This is a genomic window from Bradyrhizobium sp. BR2003 (genome assembly GCF_009720285.1).
GTDB lineage: Bacteria > Pseudomonadota > Alphaproteobacteria > Rhizobiales > Xanthobacteraceae > Bradyrhizobium > Bradyrhizobium elkanii.
In genome coordinates, this window is sequence record NZ_SMYJ01000040.1 from 127,236 (window position 1) to 144,876 (window position 17,641).

The following is a 17,641-nucleotide window of genomic DNA, read 5'->3' on the forward strand; positions in this document are numbered from 1 at the left end:
AAGGCGAAGCCTTTGCGCGGGGATGACGGATCTGGCAGATGTTCCGAATGCTACTCGATATCGATCGAGATACCCGACAGCTTCCACGCGCCGTCGGAGGGGATGAAGCCGAGCTGAAACTTCACCTGCTTGGGCGTGGTGTCGAAATGGCCTTTCAGCCGCAGTACGCCCTTGTCGTCGACCTTGGCGTCCTCATCGAGCACGATGGGCTTGGCCACCACGGCGTCGAACACCGCATGCTTGTCGACCAGATCCTTGAAGATGGTCTTGAGCTTGTCGGGCGGAAACTGGTCGCGGAACGGCTTTGAGATCTTGGCATGGAACACGGTGAAATTGTTGGCGGCCACCGCATCATTGAGCGACACCAGGATGCTCTTGATCAGCACCTCCTGGACGAACGGGCTCGGCATGTCCAGCGCCGAGGCCGGGCGCATCGCGCTGATCAGGAGCAGGCCGGCGGCGGTGACGATCGACCGGAAACGTGGCCAGCAAGGGATCATCAATGGCCCCATATCATGCGTCGCGGTGCAATCCGTGGTTTCACCTGCTCGCCTATGGAGCAGGTCCATCCTGTTCTCATAAAGGAAAACCACCGCTTCGTCTTGAGGCAAGCGCGAACTAGCGCGGCTTTTCCCCGGGGCCGTGGGCGTGGATCGCCAGCGCATGCACCGAGCCGGCGAGTTCCTGCGCCAGCGTCGCATTTATCATGCGATGGCATTCGATCCGGCTCTTCCCTTCGAAGGCCGGAGACACAATATACACCCGGAAATGCGTCTCCCCGCCTGGCCTGTGGCCGGCGTGGCCCTCATGCAGATGTGACTCATCGACCACGTCGAGGCTTTCCGGCAAGAAAGCTTCACGCAACTTGTTTATGATAGCGTCTTTGGTGCTCATGGCGGCGGAGTTAGGTTGGCGACAGCTTTTCGTCAATGGTGCAAGCGGGAAACGAGGTCTGCGCAATGTCAAGACTTGAAGATTTGTGCATTGCGTAGTCAAAGAGAACATGCCGATCGATTCATCAAAATTCTTCGACTCCATTCGCATCAAGCCGACCAAGGTGAGTGCGAAGCGCCAGGCGCAGGCCGGCGAGCAGGCTGTGACCTGCGAGTGGGCGGGTTGCCAGAACAAGGGCGCGCATCGCGCCCCGAAAGGCCGCGAGAATTCGCGCGAGTATTGGCACTTCTGTCTCGATCACGTCCGCGAATACAACCAGTCCTACAATTTCTTCCAGGGCATGAATCCTGACGATGTCGCGCGCTACCAGAAGGACGCGCTGACCGGCCACCGTCCAACCTGGAAGATGGGTGCCAACAACGGCAAGAAGGGCGACAGCGGTCTCGATGCCGCCTCCGATCCGTTCCACGTGTTCTCCGAGCTTAACGGCCGTGGCCGCTGGCGCCCCGGACCGGGCGGCGCGGAGCCCAAGCCCGAGACCCGCAAGGTCATGAACGCTGAGCGCAAGGCGCTGCAGGTGATGGGGTTAGGGGCCGAGGCGACGCTCGAAGACGTCAAGTCGAAATACAAGGCGCTGGTCAAGCAGCACCATCCCGACGCCAATGGCGGCGACCGTTCCACCGAGGATCGCCTGATCGAGATCATCAAGGCGTACAATTATCTGAAGACCGTGGTGCGCGAGGCCTGAGCTCTCTCGTCCCGGTCACCGCTGCGAGAGCAGGGGTCCATAACCATCGGCGGTCATTGTTCACGCGAGATGTTTGCCAGCTGCCCCATTGTTGGCCGCAGCGTATGGGTCCCTGCTCCCGCGCGCAATTGCGCACCAGGCATGGACGACGGCGGAGTTTTGTGGCTCCGCCGCCGTTCAACGGTGCAGTTTTGTAGCTCGGATGAAGCGCAGCGCAATCCGGGGCTCTTCCATCCGCGGCTACACCGTTTCCCGGATTTCGCGGAGCCCGTCATCGGGCGCGCGTTCGCGCGACCCGTTGGCTCCATCCGGGCTTCTGTCACGGGCCTGGGTTAGTCAATCCCTTTTTGCGTCATCCGCTTGCCGGGCACTTGCTTCTGTACGGGATCGGCGCGCGATGGCCGTCGCCTGATGGGGTGCATGAGAGGAGCCGGCCGGCCAATCTACGGAAGCGTGGTTGTGAGCCAACTTCCCGGATGGCGGCCTGACCGGATCCGTCGTCCCGGCAAGGGACTTCGCTCAGGGAAGGCCTGGTGTTGTGGCCCGCCCGGATTCGGCTGATGCTTCTTGCTTAGATGACGGCACCCTTGGCCATCGGATTGAACGGTTTTGCGTCGGTGAGCATGCGATGCAGGATCACGGCAAGCTTGCGCGCCAGGGCCACCTTGGCCTTGCTCATGCCTGCGCGCCTGGCGATCCGCATCGCCCAGCTCTTCAGAGCCGAGCAGCCCTTGAGCGGTTTGGTCAGCATGACATGAGCGGCCTGGTATAGCGCTTCGCGGACCGAAGCATCGCCGATCTTGCTGATGCGACCGCTGTAGTCAGTTTGTCCTGATTGGTACTTCTTCGGGGTCAGCCCAAAATGCGCGCCGGTTGCCTTCGATGAGCGGAACCTGGTCGGATCATCGATCGCCGCGGCATAGGTGAGAGCCACGATCGGGCCGACTGCCGGCGTGGTCATGAGAAGTCGGGCTGGAGGATGCGATCTGGCGAGCTTCTGGGTGTGTTTATCCAGACCATTGAACTCGCGCAGCACCACGGCATGGGCCTCGAGCAGCGCCTTCGCCACCAGTTCAAGCCCGGGATGGCCGGCGACGAGCTCCCTGATGCGGCCGGCGAAGCTGCGCTCGGTGGTCTTGCCTACCTTCAGGCCAAAGCCTCGCAGCACGCCGCGCACGCTGTTCTCGACATCGCGCAGTTTCGACTGCAGCAGCTTGCGCGCCGTCAGGATCGCGCGGGTCTCCTGTGCTTCGATCGACTTGCAGTGCACCGGCCGGAACCAGCCCAGCCGCATCAGCTGGGCGATGCCGCGGGCATCATTGCGGTCCGACTTCACCGGCATCGCCTTGAAGGCGTCGCGGACATGCCGCGTCTCCAACAATTCCACCGCAAGGCCCGCATCACGCAGCGCCCCATAGAGCCATTGCGACAGCGGTCCTGCTTCCAGCCCGATCCGCTCGAGGCTCACGCCCAGCGATCGGAACCAGGCGATCAGGGCCGCCGGCTCGCTGGCAACCTTCGCCTCCCGCAAAATCTTGCCCGCGCCATCAACAACGCAAATCGTAGAGCATTCCAAAGACACGTCGATTCCTGCATAGTGATACATGGTCGTCCCTTAATGATGCTTGGAGCGGGTCTTGCCCGACTCCGTTGACACCATCAGTTTGAGGGACGACCGCCTCTCGGCCAAGCCGGTCGCAAGCGCGCTGTCCAATTGCGCCGTAGCGGCGACCGGCTCCATCCGTCGGCCCGTGACCCCATCTACGGTCGCGGTTGGCTCTCACCCCTTCGGCATCGCCCCGACATAGGACGAGCTCGGCCGGATCAGCCGCCCGGTGCGCCGCTGCTCGAGCGCGTGCGCGGTCCAGCCGGCGGCGCGGGCCACCGCGAAGATTGGCGTGAACGCCTGCCGCGGGATTTCCAGCCCATCGAGCAGGATCGCGGTGAAGAACTCGACATTGGTCTCGAGCGGCCGCTCCGGATTCTTCTTCCGCAGCGCCTCGCGGATATAGGCCTCGACCTCGGCGGCAAATGGCAGGTCGGCTCCACCGGCCTCGAGGCGCTCGATCGCGACCTTCAGCACGTCGGCGCGCGGGTCGCGCACGCGATAGACGCGGTGACCAAACCCCATCAGCCGTTCGCCGTGCGCCAGCGCGCCGTCGACCCAGGGCTTGATGCGCTCGCGTGTGCCGATCGCGTCCAGCATCTCGAGCACCGGCTCAGGTGCGCCGCCATGCAGCGGGCCGGTCAGCGCGCAGTAGCCGCCGGTGATCGCCGCGAACAGATCGGCCTGCGTCGAGGCGATCACCCGCGTGGTGAAGGTCGACGCATTCATGCCGTGGTCGCATACGGTGACGAGATAGGCGTCGAGCGCGGCGACCTCGCGCGGCTCGGGCTTGCGGTTCAGCAGCATGCGCAACGTGTCGGCGGCGTGGCCGGCATTCGGCTCCGGAGCGATCGGGTCATGTCCCCTGGCGTGCTGGACCAGGGCTCCCGCGATCACCGGGAAGGCGCCGACGATGGTCGCCTCGTGCTCCAGCCCGTTCTCGCCGCGGAGGCCCGCGATCGCCGCGCGGAAGCCATCGACGATGGACATGCCGCGCGTCGCCGGCAGCAGGTCCGGCAGCCGGGCGAAGGCGCGTTCGCGGGCGGCGCCAAGGCTGGCGCGGACATTGGCTTCGCTCAGCGCCTTGCCGGTGGCGCCGTTCCACAGCCGCGCCGTGGCGCCCTCGAAGCTCGACTTGCCCGCGAGGTCGGCGACGTGCTCGCCGGCGATGATCAACTTGCCGCGCTCGCCGTCGACATGGCTCAACACGGTCTCGGCGGCGGGAACGCCGTCCAGACCGATCTGGCTCTTGGTGAGATGCATATTCATGGCCTGATCTCCTTGCTTCACCCCTTCAAGGTCAGGCATCTCGACGAGTTGATCAATCTTGATTATATAAATCAATATGAAAAAATCCGCCGAGCTTTACCTCTCCGCCCGCGAAGCCGCGGCCGAACTCGCGATCTCGCCGGCGACCCTCTACGCCTATGTCAGCCGCGGGCTGATCCGCTCCGAGCCGTCGCCGGATTCGCGCAGCCACCGCTACCGCGCCGAGGACATCAGGGGGTTGAAGGAGCGCCGCGTGCCGTCGCCGGAGCCGCGCGGCTTCCGCAATTTCGATGCCGACCTGCCGGTGATGGATTCGGCGATCGCAACCATCACCGAGCAGGGTCCGATCTATCGCGGCGTCAACTGCGTCGAGCTCGCCGAGCGCGACACCTTGGAGCACACCGCGACGCTGCTGTGGGACGTCACCGGCGTCGATCCGTTCGCGCCGGACAATTGTCCGCAGGTCTCGGACGAAATGCGCGCCATCGCTGAGGCCGCGCGCCGCGCCCAGCCGATCGACCGGACGGTGGCGGTGCTGGCGCTGGCGGCAAGTGCCGATCCCGGCGCCTTCACGCGCGCGCCGGACGGCCGCGCGATGGTCGGCGGCCGCATCTTGCGGCTGCTGGTCGCGACCATGCTGAACGCTGCGCCATCGAACGAGCCGCTGCACGAGCAGGTGGCGCGGCTCTGGACGCCTGACAACAAGCACGCGCCCGACCTGATCCGCCGCGCGCTGGTGCTGCTCGCCGATCACGAATTGAACGCCTCGACCTTCACCGCGCGCTGCGCGGCATCGACCGGACTCAATCTGTACGACGCCGTGATCGCGGGTCTCGTCGCGTTGAAGGGACCGATGCATGGCGGTGCCGGCGTGCTCGCCTCGCGCCTCGTCAAGACGATGCTCGACAATGACGTTACGCCGGTGGTTCGCGAGCGCGTTGCGCTTGGCGAGCGTTTCGCCGGCTTCGGGCATGGCGTCTACAAGAAGGGCGATCCGCGTGCGATCTCGCTGCTCGAGGCGCTGACGCGGGCCGGCGCGCCGCGCAAATTCACCAGGGAAGTCCCGGAGCGGATCGCGGAGGCGACCGGCGAATTCGTCAACATCGATTACGCGCTGGCGGTGCTGGTGCATGCACTGCGGATGCCCGCGGGCAGCGAGCTGGCGCTGTTTGCGATGGCCCGCAGCGTCGGCTGGATCGCGCATGCCAGCGAGCAGCTTCAGCTCGGCAAGCTGATTCGGCCGCGTGCCCGCTATGTCGGCCCGGCACCCGGGCGGGCGGGAACGACCAACAGCATCTAGCTATTTCGCCAGCTGGCTGGTTCGATCAGGCTGCCGCCATGGCGGCGGCGGATGGTCCAGACGGCCAGCGCCAGGATCACGGCGCCGCCCGCGACCGCAAACATCCAGAGATGCTTGCCGACATGGCCATGGTGCGGCAGGCCGGCATAGTCGTGCAGCGCGGTGACGGCGAGCACACCGGGCAGCACATGCGCCGGCGCCCAGAGTAGGATCGCGGGAATGTTGACCGCGTAGAAGCGCGCCGGCGGCATGTCGAGCGCGCCGGCCGTGATCGGCACGAAGGCGCGGATCGGCGGCACGAAGCGGGCGAAGAACACCGCGAGCACGCCCCAGCGGTTGAAGAACGCCTCGCTCTGCGCCACCACGCGCGGATAGTTGGAGAGCGGCCAGGTCGACAGGATCTCGCGCTGGCTGCGGTAGCCGATGAGATAGGCGGTGCCGTCGCCGAGCATCGCGCCGGCGGCCGCCGCGGCGAGCACCGGGAGCAGCTTCAGTTCCCCACCCGGCACCAGCGCGCTCAACGCCAGGATGATGGTCGAACCCGGCACCAGGGAGCCGATCACCGGAACCGCTTCCAGCAGCGCGGCCAGAAACAGCGTCAGATAGGCAAGCCAGGCATGGGTCGAAACGAACGCGATGAACGGGTCAAGGAATGAAGTCACAAAATTCCCATGCAGCGGTGATATCGATTTAGAGCTAACAACTCTCTGCCGGGGTGAAAAGTGCCCTGGAAAGGCAGGGCGCCCACGCGCTGCGGCGAAAGTACGGCGTGATTCGCAGGGCAGCCTTTCAAAAACCGGCGTCCGGACCTATCTTCATGATAGGACAACGGAACTTTGATTGGCCCGCGGGCTTCTGCCGGCCGTTGCTCTCTGCTAGGCTTGTGCTTAGCACCCCATCCGCAGCCAAACGATCAATCTGGTTTCGGGAATGCCCGGGACCTCGGAGGATGAATGACGACCGCCGTCCAGACCAAAGCACAAGAACCCGTCGTCGGCCTGCCCGACATGAAGGTGTCGGTCCGGCAGGTCTTCGGGATCGATAGCGATCTGGAAGTTCCCGCCTATTCGGAAGTCGATCCGCATGTGCCGGAAACCGATCCGGACTATCGCTTCGATCGCGCGACCACGCTCGCGATCCTCGCCGGCTTTGCCAAGAATCGCCGCGTGATGGTCACCGGCTATCACGGCACCGGCAAGTCGACTCACATCGAGCAGGTTGCGGCCCGGCTCAACTGGCCCTGCGTGCGCGTCAACCTCGACAGCCACATCAGCCGTATCGATCTCGTCGGCAAGGACGCCATCGTGGTCAAGGACGGCAAGCAGGTCACCGAATTCCGCGACGGCATCCTGCCCTGGGCGCTGCAGCACAATATCGCGCTGGTGTTCGACGAATACGACGCCGGCCGCCCGGACGTGATGTTCGTGATTCAGCGCGTGCTGGAAGTCTCCGGCCGCCTGACGCTGCTCGACCAGAACAAGGTGATCAAGCCGCATCCGGCGTTCCGCCTGTTCTCGACCGCCAACACGGTCGGCCTCGGCGATACCTCGGGCCTCTATCACGGCACCCAGCAGATCAACCAGGGCCAGATGGACCGCTGGTCGATCGTCACCACGCTGAACTACCTCGCCCATGACGAGGAAGTGGAGATCGTGCTGGCCAAGGCGCGCCACTACCGTACACAGGAAGGCCGCGACATCGTCAACAAGATGGTGCGGCTTGCGGACCTCACCCGCAACGCCTTCGCCAACGGCGACCTGTCGACGGTGATGAGCCCGCGCACGGTGATCACCTGGGCCGAGAACTCGGACATCTTCAACGACATCGGCTTTGCGTTCCGCGTCACCTTCCTCAACAAGTGTGACGAATTGGAGCGGCCGCTGGTCGCCGAGTTCTACCAGCGCTGCTTCAACGTCGAGCTGCCTGAATCGTCGGTCAACGTGGCGCTCAGCTAGTCCATGCCGAAAATCTCCGTCGAGCGCACAGTCACACAGACGAAGAAAGCGGTGCTCGGCGGATTGCTCCGCTACAACAACGAGAAGATGGGGAAGCAGAAGTACAAGCGCTTCGCCATCTCGCTGCGGCAAGATGACAAGATTGTCGGCGGCATCGTCGGCGAGGTCTGGACCGCGGTGTTGTTCATCCAGTTGTTCTGGATGGAGCGGAAGTTTCGCAACAAGGGCTTTGGCGCGAAGCTGATCAAGGCGATCGAGGACGAGGCGCGGCGCTTCGGAGCGACGCGATCCTATCTGGATACGATGAGCTTCCAGGCGCCGGGCTTCTACCGCGCCAACGGATATAAAGAGTTCGGTTCGATTGAGGGGTATCCCGGCGGCGTCACGCGCCATTGGTTTACGAAATCGCTATGACAACCTCCAACATCAAATTCCGTCCCGGATCCAAGGAAGCGCCGACCGAGCCGTTCAAGCGCTCGGTGTCGGCGTGCCTGAAGGCGATCGCCAAGAAGCCGGAGCTCGAGGTCTCCTTCGCCGCCGAGCGCCCCGGGCTCGCGCCCGGCAAGGCGCGGCTACCGGAGCCGGCGCGCAAGATGACCAAGCGCGATGCGGCGATCGTGCGCGGCCACGCCGATTCGATCGCGCTCAAGATCGCCTGTCACGATCCCAAGGTGCATCGCAAGCTGATGCCGGGCAATCCGCAGGCGCGCGGCGTGTTCGAGGCGGTCGAGCAGGCGCGCGTCGAGGCGATTGGCTCGCGGCGGATGGCGGGTGTCGCGAAGAACCTCACTGCGATGCTCGACGATCATTTCCACCGCGGCAAGTATGACGAGATCACCGATCGCGCCGACGCGCCGCTGTCGGATGCGCTGGCGATGCTGGTGCGCGAACGTCTCACCGGCATGGCGCCGCCCGCGGCCGCCAAGAAGATGGTCGATCTCTGGCGCCCGACGCTGGAGGACAAGATCGGCTCGCGGCTCGACAAGCTCAGCCGTTTCACCGAGGACCAGGCGAGGTTCGGCGACCTCGTTCATGATCTGCTGTCGGCGCTCGATCTCGGCGACGACCGCAACATGGATTCCGACGATGACGACGACCAGGACGAGAACCAGGACGGCGAAAGCGATCAGTCCGGCGCCGAGGGCTCGCCCGACTCCGATGCCGCGCAGGAGATGAGCGCCGACCAGGCGCAGACGTCAGCGGAAGAGATGAGCGAAAGCGCGATGGAGAGCGCGCAGGCTTCCACGTCGGACACCTTCGACGACGGCGAGCTCGGCGACGACGAGACGCCGGGCGAGGCGACGCGGCCGAATGCGCGCGGCCAGAACGAGCCGCGCGGTCCGGAATATCATGCCTTCGCGCCGAAGTTCGACGAGGTGATCGCCGCCGAGGACCTCTGCGATCACGACGAGCTCGAGCGGTTGCGCTCCTATCTCGACAAGCAGCTCGCGCATCTGCAGGGCATCGTGGCGCGGCTCGCGAACCGCCTGCAGCGCCGGCTGATGGCGCAGCAGAACCGCGCCTGGGAGTTCGATCTCGAGGAGGGCATCCTCGATCCGGCGCGGCTGTCGCGCGTCGTCACCGATCCCTATCATCCGCTGTCCTTCATGCATGAGAAGGAGGCGACCTTCCGCGACACCGTGGTGACGCTGCTGCTTGATAACTCCGGCTCGATGCGCGGCCGCCCGATCACGGTCGCCGCCACCTGCGCCGACATCCTGGCGCGCACGCTGGAGCGATGCGGCGTCAAGGTCGAGATCCTCGGCTTCACCACGCGCGCCTGGAAGGGCGGGCAGTCGCGCGAAGCGTGGCTCGCCGCCGGCAAGCCGGCCAATCCGGGCCGCCTCAACGATCTCAGGCACATCATCTACAAGTCGGCCGACGCACCCTGGCGTCGTGCGCGAAAAAATCTCGGGCTGATGATGCGCGAGGGCCTGCTCAAGGAGAACATCGACGGCGAGGCGCTCGACTGGGCGCACAAGCGCCTGCTCGCGCGTCCCGAGCAGCGCCGCATCCTGATGATGATCTCCGACGGTGCGCCGGTCGACGACTCCACGCTGTCTGTCAATCCCGGCAATTATCTCGAGCGGCATCTGCGTCACATCATCGACGAGATCGAAACCCGCTCGCCGGTCGAGCTGATCGCGATCGGCATCGGTCACGACGTGACGCGCTACTATCGCCGCGCCGTGACCATCGTGGACGCCGAAGAGCTCGGCGGCGCCATCACCGAAAAGCTCGCCGAGCTGTTCAGCGAGACTCACGGCTCGGCGCCCGCGCCGGGCGTCCGGCGCCGCCTCCACTCGTGAGACATGCGCTCACCCCCTAGCCGCCGCCGTTTCCTCCAGGGTATGGCGGCGGGGCTGTCGGCCGCCGCATTGCCGCGTCTTGCGCGGGCGCAGAGCGCGACCCAGCCGCCGGCAACGCCGAAGCCGGCTGCGAAGCCGAGCCCCTATCGGGTCAACGAACCGGTTTCGATCGACGTCAATGCACGGCCGCTGCCGTCGTTCGACATCCGCGATCGCGCGCGCACGCGGTTCGGCGCGCTGGAATATCGCGGCGGCCTGATCCTGACCTCGTCGTTCTCCGGCTTCGGCGGCCTCTCCGCGCTACGGCTCGATCCCAAGGGCGAACGCTTCATCGCGGTCAGCGACCAGGGCAGCTGGTTCACCGGCCGCATCGTTTATCGTGGCCGGGAGATGGTCGGGCTCGACGACGTCGAGGCGGCACCGCTGCTCGGCGCCGACGGCAGACCGATCACCGTGACCCGCGGCTGGTACGATTCGGAATCGCTCGCGCTCGACGGCTCGTTCGCCTATGTCGGGCTCGAGCGGGTCAACCAGGTGCTGCGCTTCGATTTCGCCAAGGGCTTTACCCGCGCGCGCGGCGAGGTGGTGCCGCTGCCGGCGGCGGCCCGCAAACTTCCGAACAACAAGGGGCTGGAGGGTCTCGTCTTCGTGCCCAAGGCCACGGGCCAGCCGCTTGCCGGCACGCTGATCGCGTTCTCGGAACGCGGGCTCGATGCGAACGGCCATTTGGTCGCCTTCCTGGTCGGCGGCAAGACGCCGGGCCAGTTCAGCGTCCGCCGCAGCGAGAATTTCGACATCAGCGACGCGGTCCTGCTGCCGTCGGGCGGCCTGTTGATCCTGGAGCGGAAATTCTCCTGGTTCGGCGGCGTCGGCATCCGCATCCGCCGTCTGGCGCTGTCCGAGATCGCGCCCGGTGCCGTGGTCGATGGCCCCGCGATCTTCAATGCCGATCTCGGCAACGAGATCGACAACATGGAAGGCATCGACGCCCATGTCACGGAGGAGGGCGAGACCGTGCTGACCATGGTCTCCGACGACAATTTCTCCCTGATCCAGCGCAATCTGCTGCTGCAGTTCACGCTGGTGGGCTGAGGCGCCGGCCCGGAGGGACCCTGTCAGGACATTGCTGATCTGCGCCCCGGCCTGCGCGGCCTTCCGGACGGTTGGTGATCGGCCGTGGTACCTCTATCTTAACCGGGCCCTCTCCCCGATCCCGGATATCCGCCGCATGAGCACCCTGTTTTCCCCGATCGAACTGCGCGACCTGAAACTCTCCAATCGCATCATGGTCTCGCCGATGTGCCAGTATTCGGCCATCGACGGCTCCGCCAACGACTGGCACTTCACCCACATCAACATGCTGGCCCTGTCCGGCGCGGCGATGTTCTGCATCGAGGCTACCCATGTCGAGGATATCGGGCGGATTACGCCGGGCTGCCTCGGCCTCTACAGCGACGCCAACGAGGCGGCGCTGAAGCCGATCCTGGCCTCGGTGCGCAAGCATTCGAAAGCGGCGGTCGCGATGCAACTCGCCCATGCCGGCCGCAAGGCGTCGAGCCAGCGCCCCTGGGAGGGCGGGCAGTTGATCCCGATTGCCGAAGGCGGTTGGCAGACGGTCGGACCATCCGATGTCCCGCACAAGGAAGGCGAGGCTGCGCCGATGGCGCTCGACGACGCCGGCCTGACGCGCATCCGCGAGGCCTTCGTCGCGGCGGCGAAGCGCGCCGACCGGCTCGGCATCGATGCGCTCGAGCTGCACGGCGCGCACGGCTATCTGCTGCACCAGTTCCTGTCGCCGATCGCCAACAAGCGGACCGACCGCTATGGCGGCTCGCTCGAAAACCGCATGCGCTTCCCGCTGGAAGTGTTCGACGCCGTGCGCGCCGTATTCCCGGATCACAAGCCGATCGGCATGCGGGTGTCGGCGACCGACTGGGTCGAGGGCGCCTGGGATCTTGCGCAGACCATCGAGTTTGCCAGGGAGCTGAAGAAGCGCGGCGTCGACTGGATGGATGTCTCCTCCGGCGGCGTCTCGCCGTTGCAGAAGATCCCGCTCGGGCCGGGCTACCAGGTGCCGGCGGCGCAGGCGGTCAAGGAGGCGACCGGCGTCACCACAATGGCGGTCGGCCTGATCACGGAGGCGAAGCAGGCGGAGGAGATCGTCTCGTCCGGCAAGGCCGACATGGTCGCGCTCGCCCGCGGCATGCTCTACGACCCGCGCTGGGGCTGGCACGCTGCCGCCGAGCTCGGCGGCGAGGTCAGCGCGCCGCCGCAATACTGGCGCTCGCAGCCCTCGACGCAGAAGGCGCTGTTCGGCAAGACCACGTTCGGGACGCGCTGACAGCGCACCTCGCTTGCGAGGTCACTGCATGGCGGGCCCGAACCAGCGCGTCAGCGCCGCGTCAAGGCCCGTCGTGTCGGCGTCGTCGGCCGCCCAGGCGATGCAGACATCCGGACGGATCAGCAGCGAAGGGCCGCTGCGTCGCGGCACGCATCGCACAAAGATGTCCCAGCGCGCCGCGATCGCTGACGCCGCGCCATCAGTCGCATCGACCAGCACCGCCCTGCCGTCCTCCATCTGATCGAACAGCGTCGTTTGCGCGCCGTCGTCGCCGAGTGCGAAATTGCCGGAGAGCCGACCGACCAAGGGATGGTCGTTGCCGAGATCGTAACGGATCCTGATGCCGCTGATCATTTCGCCGAAGTAGCGGGTGCCCTCGTCGAGGCTCATCAGGTCAGCGACGATCTCGCGCAAGGCGTCCGTCATGACATCAGGCCGCATCAAGGCGACCTGGGCGCGGGTGTTGGCCAGCACCCTTGCCGCGATCGGATGCCGCTCTTCCGTGTAGCTGTCGAGCAGGCTTTCGGGCATGCGATCGCACACGACCGCCGCAAGCTTCCAACCGAGATTGACCGCATCGAGCAGGCCGAGATTGAGGCCTTGTCCGCCGAACGGCGAGTGCACATGCGCCGCATCGCCCGCCAAGAGGACGCGCCCCCTGCGATAGCTGTCGGCCTGCCGCGCATTGTCGGTGAAGCGCGTCGCGGTCTTGACGGCGGTGACCCGAACGTCGGCCCCGCTGATCCGGCGCAGGGTGGTCTCGATCTCCTCGCGCGTGACCGGCGCGCTGCGATCGGCCGGCGGTCCATCGAATTCGGCCAGGAACACCCGGCCGGGAATCGGTCCATAGGCCATCATGCCGACCGGCGTTCGCCGCCAGCCGACCGGCAGAAGTCGGTCCGGATGATCGAGGTCGACGATGGCCTGGTGTCCGGTGAGGGTCGGTTCAGTGCCGGGGAACGCGAAGCCCGCGCGCTTGCGAACGGCGCTGCGTCCGCCGTCGCAGCCGACCAGATAGGCAGCGTGCAGCTCGCCATCGCCGGACGCGTCCCTGGTCCGCGCCACGATGCTATCGCCACGATCCTCGAAATCGATCAGCTCGCAGCCGCGCCTGATTGTGATGCCGAGCGCGCGGGCCCGCTCGCCGAGCATGGTTTCCAGGGCTTGCTGATTCACCCCGCGCAATCGCCGGTCCGGCTCGCGCTGACGCGTCTGATCGATCAGGAAAATGCCCGAGAAGTGACCGCCGAATTTCTTGAATGGCAGTTCGCTCCCGCCGCCCGCGCCCTTCATGAGCCTGGACATGCTGTCCGCCATGCTGCCTTCGACCGCGTTCATCGCGTCGCCGAGGCCGCGGCGCTCCAGTGCCTCGCCTGCCAGCGCGCCGATCGCGCCGGCCTTGATGGTCTGGTCGGGCTCGGTCAGCCGCTCGATCACGATCACGTCGGCGCCGCCCAGGGTCAACTCGATCGCCAGCAGCAGTCCGGTCGGCCCGGCACCGACCACAACCACGTCGGTTCGTTCATGCGTCACGCCGTCACCAAAAAATTATACTCAGTATAATATTTAGTATGGTACAAATTCCCGCATGTCAAATCAGGGCGGATTGCGCGAGCGCAAAAAGGAGGCGACGCGCCAAGCGATCTCGGACGTCGCCACCGAGCTGTTCCTGGAACGCGGCTTCGACAACGTTTCGGTGGCCGAAGTTGCCGAGGCCGCCGAGGTCTCCCGGATGACGGTGTTCAACTACTTTCCACGCAAAGAAGACTTGTTCTTCGACCGTGAAGAGGAAAGCCGGCAGATGTTGCAGACCGCCTTTGCCGAGCGTCCGGCCGGCGAGGCGCCGATCGCGACCCTCCGCAAGCTGGTGCACAGCTTGGCGGATCGCGTGCATCCGTTTGCGAAATTCACCGACGCGACGGCGAAATTCTGGCGCACTGTCGCCGAGAGCCCGGCGCTTTCGGCGCGGGCGCGCGAGATGCGTGACGAACTGGTCGATGATCTCGCGAGCGTGCTCGCGGCAGCCATCAAGCGCCCGCTCGCCGATGCCGATGCCCGGCTCGCCGCGTCGATGGTGGTCACGGCGCTGACGGTCGCCTATGCGGAAGGGCTTCGCGAACACAAGGCCCGCAGGTCGGCTGCATCGTCACGCGAGACCTTCCTGCGGATCATGGAGCGAAGCTTTTCCGGTATCGCGATCATGCTGAAGGATACGCCCTACGCATAAATTCGGGCCGAGCTGATGCGACAAGGCCATTGTTCTGCCGCAGCCCGGGCAGGTACTCTCGAAGCGCGTGCGGAAGACACGCATCGAACAAAGAGAGGAAACCATGGAACTCGGATACTTCGCGATGCCGTCGCATCCGCCGGAGTGCGGATTGAAGGAGGGCCACGACTGGGACCTTCAGGTGCTGCGCTGGCTCGACGAGCTCGGCTATCAGGAAGCCTGGATCGGCGAGCACCACACCGCGCCCTGGGAGCCGCATCCGTCGCCCGATCTCCTGATCGCGCAGGCGCTGCTGCAGACCAGGAACATCCGCATCGGGCCCGGCGGCTTCCTGCTGCCGTATCATCATCCCGCCGAACTCGCGAACCGCGTCGCGATGCTCGATCACCTCTCGAACGGGCGGCTCAACTTCGGCGTCGCGGCCTCCGGCCTGCCGAGCGACTGGGCGATGTTCAACGTCGACGGCATGTCGGGCCAGAACCGCGACATGACCCGCGAGGCGCTCGAGATCATCCTGAAGATGTGGACCGAGCCGGCTCCCTGGACCCACAAGGGCAAGTTCTGGACCGTGACCAAGCCGGACACGATGTTCGATTTCCTCAAACCGCACATCAAGCCTCAGCAAGCACCGCATCCGCCGATCGGCGTCGCAGGGCTCTCCAAGAATTCGGACACGCTGAAGCTCGCCGGCGAGCGCGGCTTCATTCCGATGAGCCTCAACCTCAACCCCGCCTATGTCGGCAGCCACTGGGACTCGGTGGAGGCGGGCGCGGCCAAGACCGGCCGCACGCCGAGCCGCAAAGATTGGCGAATGGTGCGCGAGGTATTCGTCGCGGACACCGACGAGGAGGCGTGGAAGCTGTCGACCGGCGACATGATGGGCCGGATGATGGGCGAATACTTCCTGCCGCTGCTCGGCCACTTTGGTTTCAAGGATTACCTGAAGGCCTCGCCCGATGTGCCGGACGGCGACGTCACGGTCGAATATTGCGCGCGCAACAACTGGATCGTCGGCTCGCCCGCGACGGTCACCGAGAAGATCGAGAAGATCTACCAGGAGGTCGGCGGCTTCGGCGTGCTGCTGGTGTTCGGCTTCGACTACAAGCACAAGCCGGAAGCCTGGCACAATTCGCTGCGGCTGCTGAAGCAGGAGGTGCTGCCGCGGCTGAAGCATCTCGACGCCTCGGTCGGCCGCGCGGCGTAGGACTCGGGACGATGAAGAGAACGCGGGGCAGCGGCAACGCTGCCCCGTAGTCATGACGGATCGCCGGCGTTAGGTGGTGCCGAGCCAGAACCGCGTTTCGGTCTCCGCCCAGCCCTTGCCGATGCGGTTGCTCAGCCAGGCGTCGCTGCGCTTCAGACCCTTGTCCTTCTGGCCCTCGGGCGTGTTGCGCCAGGCCTGCCAGCGATACTGCCCGTAGATGCTGACGATGCGCGCCGCATAGGTCAGCGCGAGCTGCGAATCGCCCCTGATGATGACGAGGTTGTCGTCGTTCTTGGTGCTGGCGCGGTCGGAGAAATTGTGCGAGCCGGTCATGACCACCGGGTTCTTGCCGGCCGGATCCAGCACGATCACCTTGCTGTGCACGGCGATCATGAATTTGCCAGTGTTCTTGATTTCGTGCTCCCACCAGTCCGCGGTCTTGTCGATGCCGGCAGGCCGGATCACGTCGGCGATCTGCTTGCCCTTGAAGACCTGCTGCTGTCCGTCGCCGGCCAAGAGCTGCAGCTGATCCTTCGGACTGTCCTTGCCCTGCGCCGGGAAATTGTTGAGCACCCCGCGCACATAGAGCTTCTTGTCCTGCGCCTTCTCCAGAATCGGGCCGAGCAGGCCCTTGTTGCCGGGATTGAGCATCAGGCACACCGCGCCATGCTCGGTGTCCTCGATCATCTTGGTGGCTTCCTTGAGGTCGCCGCTCCTGGTGGTGGGCGTGAACCAGACGCTGGCCTTCGACTCGCCGATGGTGAACGGCCATTCGTGATCGCCGGCCACAGCCAGCGCCTTCGGCGATTTGCTGCCGTCTGTGTAGATCGCTTTCCAATGGTCGTGATAGGCCGCCGCGACCTTGTCGTCGGTGATCTCGAGCCCGTTGTTGTTCTGGGTGCACAGTCCGGTCCGGGTCCAGTTGGTGCTGCCGGTCCAGACCACCTTTGGCTTCTGCGCGCCGTCGCAGAACACCGCGAACTTGTTGTGGGCGTAGCGGCTCGGTGCAATCTTGCGGCGGACGATGTCGACGCCGGCCTTCTTCAGCACGCCGGCATTCTTCTCGGTGTCCTTGGCGGTGGCATCGGACTTGCCGGTGCTGTTCCCAAGCACGACGTGGGCCTTGCCCTTCATCGCGGTCAGCGCGGCGATCAGCTCGGGGTCGTTGAGCTCGTAGAGCGCGAGATAGACGTCGCGCTTGCCCTTCCTGGCATCGGCCAACAGCGCCAGCAGGCGGGCGCCGAGCTGGCCCTTGAGGAAGTCGCGGATCTTGTTGCCCTTGGTCGAGATCGCCTTCTCCAGGGTTTGCGCCGGCTTCTTGTCCTTGCCGATCGCGCGCGACAGCCATTGCGCCGAGATCGTGCCGCGGTTGAACCACGGCTTCAGCGAGCCCGACGGCATGGCGGAGACGTATTCGGTCCATTGCGCCGGCGCGCTGTAGGCGGGCTTCACCTTGGTGGCGCTGTCCTTGAGAACCGGAACGACGCCATAGCGGACCGGCGCGTCGATTGGCGCCAGGAAATCGGTCCAGTTCGTCTTTTGCACCGGCCATTCGGTGCTCGGCCGATGTTCGCCCGCCTTGTGGCCTTGCGCCTGGTCCTCGAACCCGACCCAGGTGTCGACCACGGTTGCACTTTTGCCCTGCTGCTGACGATACAGCGCAAAGCCGAGACAGTCCGGGATCATTGCCGCGACCTCCCAGACCACGAAGATGCCGTCGGTGGTCGGGAACGCCTGAATCCTGGAAATCATGGTGATGCCTCCAAATCGCTGGTGAGAAATATCCGG

At 65.3% G+C, this 17,641-nt stretch carries 16 protein-coding genes; 9 read left to right on the top strand and 7 right to left on the bottom strand.

What is annotated here, in order from left to right; all coding sequences use genetic code 11:
- Positions 1-50 precede the first annotated feature (50 nt).
- Together E2I15_RS33340 and E2I15_RS33345 are read right to left on the bottom strand one after the other, a co-directional pair.
- Entirely contained in the window at positions 51-500 is a 450-nt protein-coding gene (locus tag E2I15_RS33340; RefSeq protein ID WP_137482798.1) for a hypothetical protein, read from the bottom strand.
- A 118-nt stretch (positions 501-618) separates the two neighbouring features.
- A complete protein-coding gene (locus E2I15_RS33345; protein WP_137482797.1) occupies positions 619-894 on the bottom strand; it encodes a BolA family protein in 276 nt (91 codons plus the stop codon).
- Between the two features lie 109 nt (positions 895-1,003).
- On the opposite strand from E2I15_RS33345, the gene E2I15_RS33350 reads away from it, so the two are divergent.
- Positions 1,004-1,642, top strand: a complete 639-nt coding sequence (locus E2I15_RS33350; RefSeq protein WP_016843555.1) for a J domain-containing protein — start codon at positions 1,004-1,006, stop codon at positions 1,640-1,642.
- Between the two features lie 571 nt (positions 1,643-2,213).
- Here the strand turns inward: E2I15_RS33350 and E2I15_RS33355 are convergent.
- Both E2I15_RS33355 and E2I15_RS33360 read right to left on the bottom strand, forming a co-directional pair.
- On the bottom strand, positions 2,214-3,248 hold the full coding sequence (locus E2I15_RS33355; protein WP_155262156.1) for an IS110 family RNA-guided transposase: 1,035 nt from the start codon (positions 3,246-3,248) through the stop codon (positions 2,214-2,216).
- 174 nt (positions 3,249-3,422) lie between these two features.
- Entirely contained in the window at positions 3,423-4,517 is a 1,095-nt protein-coding gene (locus E2I15_RS33360; RefSeq protein ID WP_155262700.1) for a citrate synthase/methylcitrate synthase, read from the bottom strand.
- A 76-nt stretch (positions 4,518-4,593) separates the two neighbouring features.
- Between E2I15_RS33360 and E2I15_RS33365 the strand changes: the two genes are divergently transcribed.
- Positions 4,594-5,817 carry a citrate/2-methylcitrate synthase gene (locus E2I15_RS33365; protein ID WP_137483766.1) on the top strand — a complete coding sequence of 408 codons (1,224 nt, stop codon included), beginning with the start codon at positions 4,594-4,596 and terminating at the stop codon, positions 5,815-5,817.
- On the opposite strand, the gene E2I15_RS33370 is transcribed toward E2I15_RS33365, so the two are convergent.
- Positions 5,814-6,479: a DedA family protein gene (locus E2I15_RS33370; protein WP_137483767.1), complete on the bottom strand. Its 666-nt coding sequence runs from the start codon at positions 6,477-6,479 to the stop codon at positions 5,814-5,816. The two genes, E2I15_RS33365 and E2I15_RS33370, sit on opposite strands and share 4 nt — an antisense overlap.
- 291 nt (positions 6,480-6,770) lie before the next feature.
- Between E2I15_RS33370 and cobS the strand changes: the two genes are divergently transcribed.
- The 5 genes from cobS to E2I15_RS33395 all read left to right on the top strand — a co-directional run bounded on the left by cobS (position 6,771) and on the right by E2I15_RS33395 (position 12,422).
- Complete coding sequence (gene cobS / locus E2I15_RS33375; RefSeq protein ID WP_018269176.1) at positions 6,771-7,772, top strand: cobaltochelatase subunit CobS; 1,002 nt, start codon at positions 6,771-6,773, stop codon at positions 7,770-7,772.
- A 3-nt stretch (positions 7,773-7,775) separates the two neighbouring features.
- Positions 7,776-8,186 carry a GNAT family N-acetyltransferase gene (locus E2I15_RS33380; protein WP_137483768.1) on the top strand — a complete coding sequence of 137 codons (411 nt, stop codon included), beginning with the start codon at positions 7,776-7,778 and terminating at the stop codon, positions 8,184-8,186.
- A complete protein-coding gene (gene cobT / locus E2I15_RS33385; protein ID WP_018269175.1) occupies positions 8,183-10,081 on the top strand; it encodes a cobaltochelatase subunit CobT in 1,899 nt (632 codons plus the stop codon). The genes E2I15_RS33380 and cobT overlap by 4 nt, the downstream gene beginning before the upstream one ends.
- Before the next feature lie 3 nt (positions 10,082-10,084).
- Positions 10,085-11,173 carry an esterase-like activity of phytase family protein gene (locus E2I15_RS33390; RefSeq protein ID WP_170991827.1) on the top strand — a complete coding sequence of 363 codons (1,089 nt, stop codon included), beginning with the start codon at positions 10,085-10,087 and terminating at the stop codon, positions 11,171-11,173.
- Between the two features lie 136 nt (positions 11,174-11,309).
- Entirely contained in the window at positions 11,310-12,422 is a 1,113-nt protein-coding gene (locus E2I15_RS33395) for an NADH:flavin oxidoreductase/NADH oxidase (protein ID WP_137483769.1), read from the top strand.
- Between the two features lie 21 nt (positions 12,423-12,443).
- On the opposite strand, the gene E2I15_RS33400 is transcribed toward E2I15_RS33395, so the two are convergent.
- Positions 12,444-13,955, bottom strand: a complete 1,512-nt coding sequence (locus tag E2I15_RS33400; protein ID WP_137483770.1) for an FAD-dependent monooxygenase — start codon at positions 13,953-13,955, stop codon at positions 12,444-12,446.
- A gap of 55 nt (positions 13,956-14,010) precedes the next feature.
- Between E2I15_RS33400 and E2I15_RS33405 the strand changes: the two genes are divergently transcribed.
- Both E2I15_RS33405 and E2I15_RS33410 read left to right on the top strand, forming a co-directional pair.
- A complete protein-coding gene (locus tag E2I15_RS33405; RefSeq protein WP_137483771.1) occupies positions 14,011-14,649 on the top strand; it encodes a TetR/AcrR family transcriptional regulator in 639 nt (212 codons plus the stop codon).
- Between the two features lie 103 nt (positions 14,650-14,752).
- Positions 14,753-15,853, top strand: a complete 1,101-nt coding sequence (locus tag E2I15_RS33410) for an LLM class flavin-dependent oxidoreductase (RefSeq protein WP_137483772.1) — start codon at positions 14,753-14,755, stop codon at positions 15,851-15,853.
- A gap of 69 nt (positions 15,854-15,922) precedes the next feature.
- On the opposite strand, the gene E2I15_RS33415 is transcribed toward E2I15_RS33410, so the two are convergent.
- Positions 15,923-17,605 (bottom strand): phospholipase D-like domain-containing protein, encoded by a 1,683-nt coding sequence (locus E2I15_RS33415; protein ID WP_137483773.1) that lies wholly within the window; start codon positions 17,603-17,605, stop codon positions 15,923-15,925.
- Positions 17,606-17,641: the final 36 nt, after the last annotated feature.